Consider the following 680-nt stretch of genomic DNA (forward strand, 5'->3'; position numbering starts at 1 on the left):
GCGATTATCTATGTCCTAAAAACAGGTTGTCAATGGCGACAAGTTCCAAGTGATTTTCCTGAATGGCATTCCGTCTATAATTACTACAAGCTTTGGTCTGCATCGCCTTTTGTCACAGAGGCATCGCTACTTGATAACTGTTTAAAAAAATTATCGCTCAACAGCGTAATTTACAATCACGCTCAGCCAAAACGACATTTATTATAATCGATGCCCAAAGCGTAAAAAATGCAGATACTGCTGAGCATAAAGGTTATGATGCAGGTAAAAAAGTTTCCGATATTAAGCGCCATTTAGCAGTTGATATCAATGGTTTACCACAAGCTATTCACATTACTACGGCTAATGTGTCTGATCGTCAAGGAGCCATTGCTATGTTGACGTTATATCGTGAACATCTTAATCACGTCAAAACAGTACTAGTTGATGGTGGGTACACTGGGAACAACTTTTCCGCCGCTGTTCATTCCAATTTAAAAGCCACCGTACAGGTGGCTAAGCGTAATGAATTACATAAATTTGAAGTGCTTCCGCAACGCTGGTTAGTGGAACGTACTTTTAGTTGGCTAGATAAATGTCGGCGCCTTTGGAAAAATTGCGAACGACATCTTAGTACTAGTCGCCAAATGGTTGTTTTAGCTTATTTGATTGTGATGCTCAAAAGATATTAGACAGGTTCT

The 680-nt window shown here is 39.6% G+C and carries 1 pseudogene; it reads left to right on the forward strand.

The window, feature by feature from the left end:
* A pseudogene (locus tag KGF65_RS16805) lies at positions 1-671 on the forward strand (IS5 family transposase); the annotation flags it as partial.
* Positions 672-680 lie beyond the last annotated feature (9 nt).

It is taken from the genome of Lactiplantibacillus sp. 30.2.29, assembly GCF_018991255.1.
Lineage (GTDB): Bacteria > Bacillota > Bacilli > Lactobacillales > Lactobacillaceae > Lactiplantibacillus > Lactiplantibacillus pentosus.